11 protein-coding genes are annotated in these 15,518 nt (G+C 61.8%); 4 read left to right on the top strand and 7 right to left on the bottom strand.

What is annotated here, in order from left to right:
* Positions 1–412 precede the first annotated feature (412 nt).
* The 3 genes from hrpB to DQ393_RS00825 all read left to right on the top strand — a co-directional run bounded on the left by hrpB (position 413) and on the right by DQ393_RS00825 (position 4,882).
* Positions 413–2,878, top strand: coding sequence for an ATP-dependent helicase HrpB (hrpB, locus tag DQ393_RS00835; protein ID WP_112339933.1), 2,466 nt, complete (start codon positions 413–415; stop codon positions 2,876–2,878).
* Between the two features lie 2 nt (positions 2,879–2,880).
* A complete protein-coding gene (locus tag DQ393_RS00830) occupies positions 2,881–4,218 on the top strand; it encodes an ActS/PrrB/RegB family redox-sensitive histidine kinase (protein ID WP_112339932.1) in 1,338 nt (445 codons plus the stop codon).
* 76 nt (positions 4,219–4,294) lie between these two features.
* Positions 4,295–4,882 (top strand): ActR/PrrA/RegA family redox response regulator transcription factor, encoded by a 588-nt coding sequence (locus DQ393_RS00825; RefSeq protein ID WP_112339931.1) that lies wholly within the window; start codon positions 4,295–4,297, stop codon positions 4,880–4,882.
* Positions 4,883–4,942: 60 nt separating this feature from the next.
* Here DQ393_RS00825 and DQ393_RS00820 read toward each other — a convergent pair whose 3' ends face one another.
* Positions 4,943–5,479 (bottom strand): MmcB family DNA repair protein, encoded by a 537-nt coding sequence (locus tag DQ393_RS00820; protein WP_112339930.1) that lies wholly within the window; start codon positions 5,477–5,479, stop codon positions 4,943–4,945.
* A 181-nt stretch (positions 5,480–5,660) separates the two neighbouring features.
* On the opposite strand from DQ393_RS00820, the gene DQ393_RS00815 reads away from it, so the two are divergent.
* A complete protein-coding gene (locus tag DQ393_RS00815; protein WP_112339929.1) occupies positions 5,661–6,335 on the top strand; it encodes a L,D-transpeptidase in 675 nt (224 codons plus the stop codon).
* 243 nt (positions 6,336–6,578) lie between these two features.
* On the opposite strand, the gene DQ393_RS00810 is transcribed toward DQ393_RS00815, so the two are convergent.
* The 6 genes from DQ393_RS00810 to hslV form a co-directional block, all read right to left on the bottom strand.
* The gene (locus DQ393_RS00810; RefSeq protein WP_112339928.1) at positions 6,579–8,747 is read right to left on the bottom strand and encodes a malate synthase G; all 2,169 of its coding nucleotides are present in this window, start codon (positions 8,745–8,747) and stop codon (positions 6,579–6,581) included.
* A gap of 118 nt (positions 8,748–8,865) precedes the next feature.
* Positions 8,866–10,869, bottom strand: a complete 2,004-nt coding sequence (locus DQ393_RS00805) for a hydantoinase/oxoprolinase N-terminal domain-containing protein (protein ID WP_112339927.1) — start codon at positions 10,867–10,869, stop codon at positions 8,866–8,868.
* 87 nt (positions 10,870–10,956) lie between these two features.
* Complete coding sequence (locus tag DQ393_RS00800) at positions 10,957–12,351, bottom strand: cytochrome P450 (protein WP_112339926.1); 1,395 nt, start codon at positions 12,349–12,351, stop codon at positions 10,957–10,959.
* A 118-nt stretch (positions 12,352–12,469) separates the two neighbouring features.
* Entirely contained in the window at positions 12,470–13,423 is a 954-nt protein-coding gene (locus DQ393_RS00795) for a DUF1402 family protein (RefSeq protein ID WP_112339925.1), read from the bottom strand.
* 162 nt (positions 13,424–13,585) lie between these two features.
* Entirely contained in the window at positions 13,586–14,896 is a 1,311-nt protein-coding gene (gene hslU, locus DQ393_RS00790) for an ATP-dependent protease ATPase subunit HslU (RefSeq protein WP_112339924.1), read from the bottom strand.
* A gap of 47 nt (positions 14,897–14,943) precedes the next feature.
* Positions 14,944–15,471 carry an ATP-dependent protease subunit HslV gene (gene hslV / locus DQ393_RS00785; protein WP_095433433.1) on the bottom strand — a complete coding sequence of 176 codons (528 nt, stop codon included), beginning with the start codon at positions 15,469–15,471 and terminating at the stop codon, positions 14,944–14,946.
* Positions 15,472–15,518: the final 47 nt, after the last annotated feature.

Here is a 15,518-nt window from a genome sequence, read left to right as displayed (position 1 = left end):
GCCGCCGCCCTCGTCAGTGATCGGGCTTATAGACCCTACCTCCGAACCAAGTCAACACTCCAGCTGTAAAAATTCTGACATTTTTGTAAGTGATTGAATGGAAAAGAGGATTTGTCAACTCGATCGAAAACTTGGAGATTTTTTCGCGATTGGCCGCGATTTCAGGATTCATTTTACACTGCCTGCCGGAATCATCCAGATACGCGCTCGTAACGGGCCACTTGCATCCTGTTGCAAGCATCGGATCCGCCTCTCATTGCCAGCCGGACACCCAGGACCTAATAGACATCGAGAGATTGAAGGGAGCGGATATGGTGCTTCTCGATAAAAGGCAGGCGCAGGCCGCGCCGACCCGGCAAGTGCAAGCTTTTGCCTATGGATATATGCGGGGCAGGCAGGCGTGACATATAGAGTGCCTTCATTACCTGAGCTGCCGGTCTCGCATGTGCTTGCCGATATCGGCACAGCCCTCGCTAACGAGCGGCGCGCCGTGCTTTCCGCACCACCTGGCGCGGGCAAGACGACGCTGGTGCCGCTTTATCTGCTGGGCGAGGCATGGCGCGGCGATGGCAGGATCATTCTTCTGGAACCGCGACGGCTGGCGGCGAGGGCCGCTGCTGCCCGTATGGCCTCGCTGCTCGGCGAACAAGTGGGTGATACAGTCGGCTACCGCATGCGGCTCGACAACCGCATCTCCGCCAAGACCCGCATCGAGGTGGTGACGGAGGGCGTGTTCGCGCGGATGATCCTCGACGATCCCGAACTCTCCGGCATCTCCACCGTCATCTTCGACGAATTCCACGAGCGCTCGCTGGATGCAGATTTCGGCCTGGCGCTGGCGCTCGACGTTCAGGCAGCCCTGCGAGAGGATCTGCGCATCCTCGTCATGTCGGCAACGCTCGATGTGGAGCGTGTCGCTGCACTCCTCTACCACCCGCCCGTCATCGAAAGTATGGGTCGCAGCTTTCCGATCGATATCCGCCACCAGGATCGGCCAGCGGGAGAGCGGATCGAGGATACGGTGACGCGGGCGATCCTCGATGCGCATGCGCGCGAGCAGGGCTCCATCCTAGCCTTTCTCCCCGGTCAGGCGGAAATCACCCGCACGGTGGAGCGATTGGAAGGGCGATTCTCGCCGGAGACGATGATTGCGCCGCTCTACGGCAATCTCAGCCAGAAGGAGCAGGATGCGGCAATTCGGCCAGCGCCGCGGGGCACGCGCAAGATCGTGCTGGCGACCTCGATTGCCGAAACTTCCATCACCATCGACGGCGTGCGCATCGTCATCGACAGCGGATTGCAGCGCCTGCCCGTTTTCGAGGCTTCCACCGGCATTACGCGGCTCGAGACGGTGCGCGTGTCGCGCGCCTCGGCCGATCAGCGCGCCGGCCGCGCCGGGCGAACCGAACCGGGCATCGCCATCCGCCTATGGCACCCGGGTCAGACGGCGGCGCTTCCAGCCTTTACGCCGCCGCAGATCCTTTCCAGCGATCTCTCAGGCCTGGCGCTCGATCTCGCCCATTGGGGCGTGCAGGATCCGGCAACGCTCGCCTTCGTCGACCAGCCACCTGCAACCACACTTGCCGAGGCGCGGACCTTGCTGCGGCAGCTGGGTGCGCTCGACGCGGAAAACGGGCTGACGGCGCGCGGGCGGCTGATGCGCGAACTCGCCCTGCCTCCGCGCCTGGCGGCGATGGTGATATCGGCTGGCGAATTCGGCCAGGCACGCGAAGCGGCGCTGCTTGCCATGCTGCTGACGGAACAGGGGCTCGGCGGATCGAGCATCGACCTGGAAGACCGGCTGCGGCGCTTCAAGACCGAGAAAGGCGAACGAGCCGAGGCCGCGCGCCGGCTGGCCGGACGCCTTGCTCAGGCTGTCGGTGGCAAAGGCAATTCAACCTCTTCTATTCCCCCGCTCGCCGGTGCGCTGCTGCTGCATGCCTTTCCCGACCGCATCGCCCTGCAGCGCGGTGGGCGGGGACGCTTCGTCATGGCCAATGGGCGCGGCGCGGAATTGCCGGAGACCGAACGGCTTGCCGGTTCGCAGATGCTTGTCATCGCCGACCTGACCGGACGTGCGGCGCAGGCACGCATTCTGGCCGCGGCGGAGATTTCCCGCGCGGATGTCGAAGAGCATTTGCCGGGCGAGATCCGCACCGAAGACCAGAGCTTTTTCGACAAGGCAAGCCGTCAGGTGCGGGCACGGCGGGCGACAAGGCTCGGCGCCATCATCTTCGAGGAAACGCCCCTGCCGCGGCCCACCGGCGAGCAGGCGGCGAAGGCCCTCGCCGAAGGTATTCGCGACCTCGGGATCAGCGTCCTGCCTTTCTCGAAAGAGGCTGCGCAGCTGCGGGAAAGAATCGGCTTCCTGCATCGCACGATCGGCGAACCCTGGCCCGATATGAGCGACGAGGCGCTGCTCACGCGGCTCGACGAATGGTTCACGCCGTTTCAGACCGATGCGCGCGGCCTCTCCGACATCTCCGTCGGCGGCCTTTCCAACGGGCTGATGTCTCTCGTGCCGCATGAACTGCAACGCGATCTCGCCCGGATGGCGCCGACGCATTTCGAAGCGCCGACCGGCCAGCGCCATCCCATACAATATGACGGCGAGGAGCCGCTCTTGACCATTCGCGTCCAGGAGCTGTTCGGACTGAAGCAGCATCCGGCCATCGGCGGCGGCCGGTTGCCGCTGCTGCTTGAATTGACATCGCCGGCGCACCGGCCGATCCAGACGACGCGCGACCTGCCGGGCTTCTGGGCCGGATCCTGGAAGGATGTGCGCGCCGATATGCGCGGGCGCTACCCGAGGCATCCCTGGCCGGAAGACCCGGCCGAGGCCCTGCCGACCACACGCGCCAAACCACGGGGAACCTAACGATGGCACGCTTCTTCCGGGGACTGGAAAAGCTCTCCGAAGCCGAAACGAAGGCGCAGGAGGGCCACCATACGAGCCGACGGCTAAGATTGCAGACGCTGGTGCGCCTGCGCTGGCTTGCCGTCGGCGGCCAGACGGTGACTGTGATGATCGTCGCTTTCTGGCTGAAGTTTCCGATGCCGCTCCTGCCCTGCGGCGTGCTGATCGCCTGCTTGGCTTGGATTAACTTCTTCCTGACGCTGCGCTATCCACCGACGCACCGGCTGGAGCCGCCGGCGGCCTTTGCCCTGCTCAGCCTCGATCTTCTGCAGCTCTGCGGGCTGCTTTTGATCACCGGCGGCCTTGCCAATCCTTTCTCGGCGCTGGTCTGCGTGCCCGTTATCATCTCCTTCGCCTCGCAACCGATCCGCTACAGCATGCCGCTGATCCTGTTGGCGATGATCTGCATTACCGGCCTTGCCTTCTCGCCCTTCCCGCTTCCCTGGTACGAAGGTGTCTCCGTCAACGTGCACAGCGTCATGCAGCTCGGCGTGTGGTGCTCCATTGCCTCTACCATGGCCTTCGCCGCCTTCTATGCCTATCGCGTCTCCATGGAGGCGTCGCAGCTCGCCGATGCGCTCTCGGCGACGGAGCTGGTGCTGCAGCGGGAAAAACACCTGTCGCAGCTCGACGGGCTGGCGGCGGCCGCGGCGCATGAGCTCGGTACACCGCTTGCGACGATCAGCGTCGTCGCCAAGGAGATGGAGCGTGAACTGCGCGAGGATGACCGCTTTCGCGAGGACGTGGCGCTGCTGCGCAGCCAGAGCGAGCGCTGCCGCGATATTCTCAGACGGCTGACGACGCTCTCCTCTGAAGACGAGGCGCATATGCGGCGGCTGACGCTATCCTCGATGATGGAAGAGGTGATCGCGCCGCATCGCGAGTTCGGGATCACGCTGAAACTGATCGAGAAGAGCCCGCGCTCCGGCGAACCTGTTCTGTCACGCAATGCCGGCATCATGTATGGGCTCGGTAACCTCATCGAAAATGCTGTCGACTATGCTCGCAAGACGGTGACCATTACCGTGGAATATACCGTCGACACTCTGACCATCGTCATCGAGGACGACGGCAACGGCTATTCACCCGAAATACTGGCGCGCATCGGCGAACCCTATGTCACATCGCGCCAGCGGGACGATACCGCCGGCGGCCTCGGACTCGGCCTCTTCATCGCCAAGACACTGCTCGAGCGCTCGGGCGCTACCCTTTTCTTCGGCAATCGCGATCCCGAGACACCGGGAGCTCGTGTCCGCGTCGAATGGCCGCGCGTGCTGATCGACAGTAATTCGACAAAATGATTTTCACGGCTTAAAACAGCGGTCGTCAAAATCGGTTGAATATGCAGGCGGATGGTCGCCGGGATAGAAGATAAAAATGACGGAAAAAGAGAGCGCTTCTCCAAACGCCGGAGTGAAGGATGCAGCGGCCCATATCGGCCCGGATGCCACATTGCTGATCGTCGACGACGACGGCCCGTTTCTACGCCGCCTGGCACGCGCGATGGAAACACGCGGCTTTGCAGTCGAGACGGCGGAATCGGTAGCGGAAGGCGTTGCCAGGTCCAAGGCGAACCCGCCCAAATACGCCGTGGTTGACCTCCGGCTGGGTGATGGCACAGGATTGGACGTGATCGAGGCGATCCGTCAGCGGCGCGACGATACGCATATCGTCGTCCTGACAGGTTATGGCAACATCGCGACGGCGGTGACCGCCGTCAAACTCGGCGCGCTCGACTATCTCGCCAAACCTGCCGATGCGGACGACGTCTATGCGGCGCTGACGCAGCGCCCCGGCGAAAAGGCCGAAGTGCCCGAGAACCCGATGTCGGCCGATCGCGTCCGCTGGGAACATATCCAGCGCGTCTATGAAATGTGTGAGCGCAACGTTTCCGAGACGGCCCGCCGCCTCAACATGCATCGCCGCACGCTGCAGCGCATCCTCGCCAAGCGGGCGCCGAAATAGAGCATGCCTTTGCCTCGGGAGAGGGACGCTATAAGCGCGAGCTGCAAAAAGCGCCCGAAACTAAAGCTCCTCGCCCCCCTCATCCGCCCTTCGGGCACCTTCTCCCCGAGGGGAGAAGGCAAAATCCTTGCCCGTTGCCCATTCGGCCAGCATCAGCCGCTGGGCGGCCGCGCGGGAGAAATTCAGCGTCACGGACTTGCGCGTCGCCGGCAGCAGGCGATGCTCCGGCGCCTCGCGCAGCATATGGGCGCCGTAACCATCCGATAGAAACAGTCCGCAATCCTCAGGGAAGATCTCGAGCGGCACGTCTTTGTGTGTCGCGAAGAACATCCGATCGCAATGCTGCCGGTATTCGGGCCATTTGCGGTCGACGCGAAAGTCCTCGATCGACGTCTTGATCTCGATGATCCAGATCTCGCCCTTCTCCGAAAGGCTGATGAGGTCGGCGCGGCGACCGCTGGCGAGCGGCAGCTCCGGTAGGACGGCGTGACGCATGTCGTGCAGTAATAGCTGCACACCCTTGCGTACAAGCATGGCCCGTTCCGACTGCCGACCATCTATTAACGGATTGTTATTGTAAACGTTCAAAATCGTCATGAATTGTCTCGTGGACAGGTCAAGCATTGTTGCAAAAAAACCATGTCCTTCTAATTTGCGCGCCGGCCCTATTTTTGTAGGGCCAGAGCAGCTTGCAAAGACTAGTTTAATGGAAAATATACCGTAGACAAAGATGGTAGATAACCATCCGCCCCCCGCCACGAAATTTCGAGAGACTTTCATGCGCATCCGTAATGCTATGACCGCACTCGGCCTTGTCGCAACGCTTGCATCGGCTGGCTATGCCAGCACTGCAGCAGCAGCGCCGGCCGCCACCGCAAATTCGGCTACCGAGACCATCAAGACTTTCGATGGCGACTATGGTGTGACGACCGACAATGGCTTTCAGCTGCCGGCGATCCCGATCCAGAAGGTGAAGCCGCAGTTTCGCCGTCAGATCGTCGAATACAACACGGATGAAGCTGAAGGCACGATTATCGTCAATACGCGCGAGCGTCACCTCTATTATATCCTCGGCAATGGCGAAGCGATGCGTTACGGCATCGGCGTCGGCAAGCAGGGCTTCTCCTGGTCCGGTACTGCATACGTAGCCTGGAAGCAGGAATGGCCGAATTGGCACCCGCCGAAGGAAATGGCTGTTCGCCGTCCGGAAATTGCCAAGTATGTCGAGGGCGGCATGAACCCGGGTCTTTCCAACCCGCTCGGTGCACGCGCCATGTATCTCTATAACGAAAAGGGCCAGGACACGCTGTTCCGTCTGCACGGCACGCCGGAATGGGCTTCGATCGGCACTGCTGCCTCCTCGGGCTGCATCCGCCTGATCAATCAGGACGTGATCGATCTCTACAGCCGCGTTCTTCCGGGCCGCAGCACCAAGGTCGTCGTTATTCAGTAATCACTTGGCATTCGGATTGAAAAAGGCCGCCGGATCGGTATCCGGCGGCTTTTTGTTTGAGGGATTTGGGATCGATCCCAACCATCACACCCGCCCTCGTCCGAGGCTTCGCCTTTGGCTGCGCGCTTTTCCGCTGGCCGCAAGAGTCCCCCCACCTCATCCTGAGGTACCTTGCCGTCAAAACGTCAGCGCAGACGCCAAGGCCTCGAAGGATCGAGGTGGCCTCCGAAGCAAAGACGGAGCTTACCCAGCCTGCTTTGCCTTCAGTTCGATGCGGCGGCGATGCAGGACCGGTTCGGTATAGCCGTTCGGCTGCTGGCGGCCCCTGAGGACGAGATCGAGGGCTGCCTGGAAAGCAACCGAACCGTCGAAATTGCCTGACATGGCGATGTAGTTGGGATCGCCGGCATTCTGCTGATCAACCACGGCCGCCATGCGCTTCATCGTTTCGAGAATCTGCACTTCGGTGATGACCTTGTGGTGCAGCCAGTTGGCCATGTGCTGTGCCGAGATGCGCAGGGTGGCGCGGTCTTCCATGAGGCCGACATTGTTGATGTCGGGTACCTTGGAACAACCGACGCCCTGATCCACCCAGCGCACGACATAGCCGAGGATGCCCTGGCTGTTGTTGTCGATTTCGCGCTGGATCTCCTCCGGCGTCCAGTTCGGTCGCGAGGCGACCGGCACGGACAGGATGTCGGAAAGTTTGGCGCGGGCGCGGCTTTTCAGGCTCTTCTGCACGTCGGCGACATTGACGCGGTGGTAATGGGTGGCGTGCAGGGTCGCAGCCGTCGGGGACGGCACCCAAGCGGTGTTGGCGCCGGCCTTCGGGTGAGCGATCTTCTGCTCGAGCATGGCCGCCATCAGATCCGGCATGGCCCACATGCCCTTGCCGATCTGGGCATGGCCGGAAAGGCCGCATTCGAGGCCGATATCGACGTTCCAGTTCTCATAGGCGCCGATCCAGGCCGCCTGCTTCATATCGCCCTTGCGGATCATCGGGCCTGCTTCCATCGAGGTATGGATTTCATCACCGGTGCGATCGAGGAAGCCGGTATTGATGAAGACGACGCGCTCGCGGGCGGCGCGGATGGCTTCCTTGAGGTTGACCGTCGTGCGACGCTCCTCGTCCATTATGCCCATCTTGATGGTATTGCGCGGCATCCCAAGCAGGTCCTCGACGCGCGAGAAGATGTCGACCGCGAAGGCGACCTCTTCAGGGCCGTGCATCTTCGGTTTGACGACATACATAGAGCCGGTGCGCGAATTCTTGCGACGGCCGTTCGGACCGATGTCATAGAGCGCGATCAGGCCGGTGATCGCAGCATCCATGATGCCCTCCGGTACCTCGTTGCCGTCACGGTCGAGAATGGCCGGGTTGATCATCAGGTGGCCAACATTGCGCACCAGCATCAGCGAACGGCAATGCAGGTCGAAGGTGCTACCATCCGGCGCGGTATAGGCGACATCGGGATTGAGCCGGCGGGTGAAGCTCTTGCCGCCCTTGGCGACTTCCTCGGTCAGGTCGCCCTTCATCAGGCCGAGCCAGTTCCGGTAGACCTCGGCCTTGTCCTCGGCATCGACAGCCGCGATCGAATCCTCGCAGTCCATGATTGTCGTGATTGCCGATTCCAGGCGAACGTCGGAAATATTGGCTGGATCGGCCTTACCGATATCGGTGTTGGCATCGATGACGATTTCGATATGGATCCCGTTGTGCTTTAGGAGGATATGCGAAGGCTTGGCAGCATCGCCGAGATAACCGGCGAAATGGCTGCGATCCGCCAACGCCGTGGCGCCGGGCTTCGCCGTAACTGCCAGCACGCCATCCTTCACGGCAAGGCCGGCGACGTCCTTCCAGCTTGCGCCGATCAACGGGACCGCGGAATCGAGGAAATCGCGAACCCAGGCGATGACCTTCTCGCCGCGCTTGGGATTATAGGTCCTGCCCTTCTCGGCGCCGTCTGTCTCGGGAATAGCATCGGTGCCATAGAGGGCGTCGTAAAGCGATCCCCAACGAGCGTTGGCGGCATTCAGTGCATAGCGGGCATTCATGACGGGAACGACGAGCTGCGGACCGGCGATCTCCGAGATTTCCGGATCGACGTTGGCAGTCGAGATCGTAAAGGCAGGCCCTTCGGGCACGATATAGCCGATGTCGCGCAGGAAAGCCTCATAAGCAGCGAGATCGACGGGCGCGCCGTTCTTGCGATACCAGTCGTCGAGAGCCTCCTGCATGCGGTCTCGCTTGGCGAGGAGCTCGCGATTCTTCGACGCAAGATCGTGGACGATCTTGGAAAAGCCGGCAAAAAAGGTCTCGGTGTCGATACCCGAACCTGGCAGCGCTTCCCTGACGAGGAAATCATAAAGTACCGGTTCGATCTGCAGCCCGTTCTTCTCAATGCGGCTCATGCCAAATACTCCTCAAGATCATCTTTCGGCTCATTTTTCACATGCTGCCACTTTGCCGATGGTTTCGCTTCCGTCAATTTGGCAATAGTTCGAAAGATTTATGCGCTCCGGGAAATAATCAATTCATGGCGATTCGCGGTCGGCCACTTGCTGTCGCGATGAACCGTGCCTCGATCAGTTTTCGATTACCCTCGACTTCAGGCGCATCCACCTGCTCATCCATCGCCAACACGAGGTCCACCGCGCCATTGAGCCTTGCCTGCGCCATCGCCGCCTCGGCGGCGCGCGAGCGGGCATTGACGAAGCTCCGGTCCTCGTCAGTAAATCGCAGGCTTTCACCGGCTCCGTTCAGCACATAGATACCATCTTCCGGCATGGTGACGAAAACAGTAACGCTGGTGCGCACCTGGCCGACAACGGCGCCGACGGCGTTGGCGACATCCGAATCGGCGGGAATGGCGCTTTCCGTCGCCAGCATTTCCGCGATGGCAGGATAATAGACCGGGGCAGAAGCGCCGAGCCCAACAAGGGGGCGATCGAGCGAAATGGCGAAGCGGGCGATGCCCGGCGCTCGGCGAAGGGCGCGATCGATGGAGATGGATTTCGCCGGATTCAGATCGGCAACGCCATCCTCGGCGAGGCAGGCGGCAAGAATGACATCCGCGGACTGACGCGTGAGCCGATCGACGATCTTCTGCGCCAGCTCCTCGACGGATGCGGCAATGGCGCGTCCGGAACCGTCCTTCAGCCGCATCGCCAGAGCTAACCCAAGGCGAGCCGCCTCAGCGTTCCACTGGCCCTGCCGGCCGAGCACATGCATTGCATCTGAGGGCGTCAGGCCGCTCAGATGCACAAGGCCGCGCGCCACCAGCCTGTCCAGCGTCGCCTTCTGCGACGTCATCGTCAGAAGCTTGTCGAGCGCCATGGGAGCAGCGCCAATCCGGTCGAACAACGCCTGCTCGGGTGCCGTAAGACCGCTTGCCAGATGATCCGGCACGCCGGTGCGGAGCGCGAAGCGGCCGGCATTGCGAGCGAGATGCGTCGCCCGCAGCTGCTGCTCCAACACCTCAAGCACCACAGCGCCGTGCATATGAGCAGCGAGGCTCAGAGGCAGCAGGCGGCGGGGGCCGAGTTCGAAAGCGGCGACGAGGCCGCGATCGTTGATCTTCACTTCGGAATCGCCGCCGAGACCATAGGTGCGCATGGCGACGGCCTCAACCATGGTGCGATAGCCTCCGACCACGGCGCCATCGGCATCCAGCCGTGGCCGGCCATCCTCCATGACGGCGACGTCGGTGGTGGTGCCGCCGATATCGGACACAACGGCATCGTCGAGACCGGTGAGATAGCGCGCGCCGACGAGGCTTGCCGCCGGGCCCGACAGGATGGTCTCGATCGGCCGAAGCTTGGCTTCGTCAGCCGAAATCAGGGCGCCATCGCCGCGCACCACCATCATCGGTGCGGAAATGCCGCGCGTCGCCAGGAACCCTTCGCAGGCGCCGACGAGGCGATCGATCATCGATACGAGACGGGCATTCAGCAGCGTCGTCAGGGCGCGGCGCGGCCCGCCCAGCTTCGATGAAAGCTCGTGGCTGCAGGTGACGGGCAGATGCGAGAGTTCGCGGATGCAGTCGCGCACCCTGATTTCATGAGCCGGATTCCGCACAGCGAAATAGCCGGCAACGGCGAAGGACGAGACCGACTTTGCCAGTTCCGGCAATGCGTCACGCAGCGCCGTCAGATCCAGCGGATTTTCATTGCCATGCACATTGTGGCCGCCGGGGAGATAGAGCACGGGATCGGACCCCAGCGCTTCCGCAAGACCATCACGCTTGAGATCATCCGGCCCGAAGCCGATCATGATGAGCCCAGCGCGGCCACCCTGCCCTTCGACAAGCGCATTGGTGGCAAGCGTCGTCGACAGCGATACGAGGCCGATGGCCGAAACGGGAATACCGGCCTTGGCGATGACGGCATCGACAGCGCCGGCAATGCCGACGGCCAGATCATGCCGCGTCGTCAGCGATTTCGCCTTGGCGATCACGCCATCGGTTTCATGGAAGAGAACGGCATCGGTGTAGGTTCCACCCGTATCGATGCCGAGCAGGAAGTGAGATGTCACGGCAATATCCAGCTCTTGAATGCACTGCGATGCCGTTATTGCACCCTTCCGGGCCAAGCCGCTAGCTGGCAGGCGGCAAAAACAGTTCTATCGTCTCGTAACCCGCATCAGCAAACCGCCGCGTGGCTGCGTCGTCAGCTTCTGCACCGGCCAGGGATCGGTTTCTTCGGTCAGGTCGAAGCGGAAACGGCGCATCATGACGGCAAGGGCGATGACCGCTTCCTGCAGCGCGAAGGTCGCGCCGATACAGACGCGGGGGCCCGCGCCGAACGGCAGGTACTGGAAGCGATTGATCTTGGCCCGGTTTTCCGGAAGAAAGCGCTCCGGCATGAAGGCGCGCGGCTTTTCCCAATAAAGCTCATGGCGATGCAGGGTCCAGGGCATGATCAGGACGGTGATCCCCTTTTCTATCGTCACGCGCTCGCCCTTGACGCTTACCCATTCGTCATCGGCGATGGCGGCGCGGTTGATCGACGGCGCTGGCGGATAAAGGCGCATCGCCTCCTCGAAAGCGGCGCGGACATTCGGCATGAGATCGAGCCAGGCAACCGGTTCGCCATCGGTTGCAAGTACCCGGTCGATTTCCTCTTCCATAGCCTCGCGAATGTGCGGACTATTGGCGACGCAATAGAGCGTCCACGCAAGTGCACGGGCCGTCGTCTCATGACCGGCGCCGATGAAGGTGAGGATATTGTCCTCGATCTCCTCCATGGTCAGCCCATCCGGACCGGCCTTTTCGAGAAGCAGCGTGAGGAAATCGTCCGGTGCGCTGGCTCTGTCCCTCCGCATCTTTTCCAGCCGCTTGTCCATGGTGGTGCGGACGATGCCGCGGAACTTGTCGAGCACGCGCTGGCCGCCGATGCGGGTGATGCGCGGCACCCAGGCCGGGGCACGCAAAAGATCCATGGGATCGACCCGGCCCATGCGATGCAGGAGTTCGTTGACCTCATCGGCGAAATGCTCGCCTTCGGTGACGATCTCGCCGGAAAACAACGTCTCCGCCAGAATGGCGAAGGTCAGTTCGGTCATATCGGTAGCGATATCGAACACCGTGCCTTCGTTGCCGACATCCTCGTATTTCTTCACATAATCCAGGCTCTGACCCAACATCTGACCGGCAAAGCCTTGAGCATGGCGCGGCGTGAACACCGGCGCGACCGCCTTGCGCGAGCGCTTCCAGACCGGCCCTTCCGCCGTCAGCAGGCCATCGCGCAGGATCGGCCGGAGCACGAGCTGGCGGATATCGGCCATGCGGTAGTTGGCGGCATTGTCGACCAGAACATGCTTGATCAGTCCGGGATCATTGACGATGAGCGTCCGCTCGTTGAAGAATTTGGTCTTGATCCAGGGTAGCGTATAGGAGGGCTCGCCCCAGAGTTCGAGCGGATTGCGCAGGATCGTGCGGATGATCGTCAAACGGGAGGGCGGCACGGTGCGCGGGATCGGAGCCGGCGGCGAGAAGGCTTCCGGAATCATATCCATGAATCAACTCTCCTCGAAAACTGGCCATTGCCGAACGAACGCAATCAGAGCGGCGCACCCCTTCGATATGGGGAACGCCGCCTGCAAAATCCAGACGATAAAACGTCGCGCTGCCCGCTTATAAAAGCGACTTCAGGTCGCTCAGCTTATCATTGATGAGCCAGCCGTAGTAATTTTCTTCCGGCCAGACCGGCTGGGAGGAGCCGCGGTTCTTGGCGGCAAGGGCGGCGGCGCGCTTGCGGGAATTGCCGAGATTGTAGAGCGTCGCGGTGATGCCCGGATTGCCCGAAATATCCATGCCGGCGATCGAGCGATAGTCATCGATCGACTTGCGGATCGAGGCCGCAACGAAGGCGAGCGACAGGTCCGGGTCCATGATCGCCTTGTAGACGCCGCCGGCATCCTTCTCGTCCAGCTTCGCAACACCAGAGGTGCGGCTGACGAGGTCAGAGAGCTCGAGCGCCGTCAGCGGATTGACCTGGCCGAGGCCGAAGGTTTGACCGGCATAGAAAGGCTGGAAGAAGACCGCGCTGAAGCGATTGTCGGGATAGGACTTGCCGCCAACCGTCTTGCCGCGGAAATCGTCTTCCCAGACGTCTTCTCGGCAGGTCCAGAGGCTGTAGGAATCACCCTTGCCTTTGCAGGCATCGAATTGCGGCCGGGCAACGAAATCATCGACGTTTTCGCCATCATAGGCGAAGCGGAAGCTCTGGCCGGCATAGGAAGCGGCCTTGACATAATAGGACTGCAGACCGTCATAGGCGTCCACATTGTAGGTATGCTCGCCGACGAGCGCGCCGATGATGTGGATCGGATCGATGCCGTAAGCGCGCGCCGTCGACTTGATCTTCGCCATCAGCTTGGTGTCGGTCGCCAGCAATTCGCGGACCTTCTGGTACTTGCGTTCAAAGGTCGAATTCGTGCCGCGCGTGCGTCGGACGGAGGCGCCAGGAACCGGCGGCTGCTCGGCATTGCGGTTGCCCGGAGGCACCGCGGTCGCCGCATCCGCATAGGCTGGCATCCAGGAGAAGCTGGCGACCGCCAGAAGAAGGGTGATCAGTATGCGTCGCAAGATGGCCGTCCTGTCGAAGTTTCCACCGATGTTTCCGTGCGGCTGCCTGACGGATAATCTTGGCCGAATAAAGCCACGCGACACAAGAAACGGGCCCCTAACTAAAAAGTTAACGGCCCGCTGTCGAGTGTTTACTGTTTTAAATCGCCTTTGCCGGCCGGCTTACAGAATGAAGCGGGACAGGTCGGTGTTGCTGGCAAGATCGCCGACATGCTCGCGGACGTAGGCGGCATCGATAGTCACCGATACGCCGGCACGATCCGAGGCATTATAGGAGATCTCGTCGAGTACCCGCTCCATGACGGTCTGCAAACGGCGGGCGCCGATATTCTCGACGGTGGAGTTGAGATGCACCGCGACATCGGCGAGCGCGTCGATGGCATCGTCGGTGAAATCGAGCTTCAGGTCTTCCGTTTCCATCAGCGCCTTGTACTGGCGGATGAGGCTTGCCTGCGGCTCCGTCAGGATGCGGCGGAAGTCTTCCTTCGTCAGCGGACGGAGCTCGACGCGGATCGGCAGACGGCCCTGCAATTCGGGCAAGAGGTCCGAAGGCTTCGAGACGTGGAACGCACCGGACGCGATGAAGAGGATGTGGTCGGTCTTGACCGGACCATACTTCGTCGAGACCGTCGTACCTTCGACCAGCGGCAGCAGGTCGCGCTGCACGCCTTCGCGGGAGACGCCGGCACCCATGCCGCCGTCGCGGGCGGCGATCTTGTCGATCTCGTCCAGGAAGACGATGCCGTCATTTTCCGCTGATTGCACCGCTTCCCGCTGGATCGCCTCGTTGTCGATCAGCTTGTCGGATTCGTCGCGGATCAGCTCCTTGTAGGACTCCTTGACCGTCGTGCGCACCTTCTTCGTGCGGCCGCCCATGGCCTTGCCGAACATTTCGGAGAGGTTGAGCACGCCGATATTGGCGCCGGGCATGCCGGGGATCTCGAAGCCACCGGGCATGCCGGAGCCGGTATCGGCCACTTCGATATCGATTTCCTTGTCGTCGAGCTGGCCGTCACGCAGCTTCTTGCGGAAGCTGTCGCGCGTCGCCGGCGAGGCAGTGGCACCAACCAGCGCATCGAGCACACGCTCTTCCGCGCTCATATGCGCCTTGGCCTGCACTTCGGCGCGCTTCTTTTCGCGCACCAGGCCGATACCAACTTCAACGAGATCGCGGATGATCTGTTCGACATCGCGGCCGACATAGCCGACCTCGGTGAACTTGGTGGCTTCGACCTTGATGAAGGGGGCGCCGGCAAGCTTGGCAAGGCGGCGGGAGATTTCCGTCTTACCGACACCGGTCGGGCCGATCATCAGGATGTTCTTGGGCATGACTTCGTCGCGCAGCTCGGGCTCGAGCTGCTGGCGGCGCCAGCGGTTGCGCAGCGCAATCGCCACGGCGCGCTTGGCCTCATGCTGGCCGACAATATAGCGATCGAGCTCGGAAACGATCTCGCGGGGGGAAAAAGTGGTCATTTCGTATGTTCCCTGTCAGGGCTGGAAACTATCAAGAGAGGAACGTCTTAGGCTTCGGCATCGAGCGTTTCGACGACCACATTGTGGTTCGTGTAGACGCAGATGTCGGCAGCAATATCGAGAGCGCGGCGGGCGACATCTTCAGCTGACTTGTCGCTGTCCATCAGCGCGCGTGCGGCGGCGAGCGCGAAATTGCCGCCGGAGCCGATCGCCATGGCGCCATGTTCGGGCTCAAGCACATCGCCGTTGCCGGTGATGGCGAGCGTTACTTGTTTGTCGGCAACCAGCATCATGGCTTCGAGGTTGCGCAGATATTTGTCGGTACGCCAGTCCTTGGCGAGCTCGACGGCGGCACGCATCAGCTGACCGGGATATTGTTCGAGCTTCTTTTCGAGGCGTTCGAGGAGGGTGAAGGCATCGGCGGTCGCGCCGGCGAAACCGGCGATGACATCGCCCTTGCCGATGCGGCGAACCTTGCGCGCATTGCCCTTCATTACGGTCTGGCCAAGGCTCACCTGGCCATCACCAGCCATCACCACCTTGCCACCCTTGCGAATAGTCACGATTGTCGTCATTTAACACCTGTTTGCCCCCGTTTCGGCGGGCTCTCTGCCGGGCCGCG

This window comes from Martinezella tropici, assembly GCF_003287875.1.
GTDB classification, from domain to species: Bacteria; Pseudomonadota; Alphaproteobacteria; order Rhizobiales; family Rhizobiaceae; genus Rhizobium; species Rhizobium tropici_C.
The sequence above is the reverse complement of the archived record's forward strand: the minus strand, read 5'-3'. Positions and strand labels throughout refer to the sequence as shown.

Excerpts from the sequence above, each read along its gene's own strand:
- DQ393_RS00830 (WP_112339932.1), top strand. The coding sequence starts at position 2,881 with ATGGCACGCTTCTTCCGGGGACTGGAAAAGCTCTCCGAAGCCGAAACG.
- DQ393_RS00825 (WP_112339931.1), top strand. The coding sequence starts at position 4,295 with ATGACGGAAAAAGAGAGCGCTTCTCCAAACGCCGGAGTGAAGGATGCA.
- DQ393_RS00820 (WP_112339930.1), bottom strand. The coding sequence starts at position 5,479 with ATGACGATTTTGAACGTTTACAATAACAATCCGTTAATAGATGGTCGG.
- DQ393_RS00815 (WP_112339929.1), top strand. The coding sequence starts at position 5,661 with ATGCGCATCCGTAATGCTATGACCGCACTCGGCCTTGTCGCAACGCTT.
- DQ393_RS00810 (WP_112339928.1), bottom strand. The coding sequence starts at position 8,747 with ATGAGCCGCATTGAGAAGAACGGGCTGCAGATCGAACCGGTACTTTAT.
- DQ393_RS00800 (WP_112339926.1), bottom strand. The coding sequence starts at position 12,351 with ATGGATATGATTCCGGAAGCCTTCTCGCCGCCGGCTCCGATCCCGCGC.
- hslU (WP_112339924.1), bottom strand. The coding sequence starts at position 14,896 with ATGACCACTTTTTCCCCCCGCGAGATCGTTTCCGAGCTCGATCGCTAT.
- hslV (WP_095433433.1), bottom strand. The coding sequence starts at position 15,471 with ATGACGACAATCGTGACTATTCGCAAGGGTGGCAAGGTGGTGATGGCT.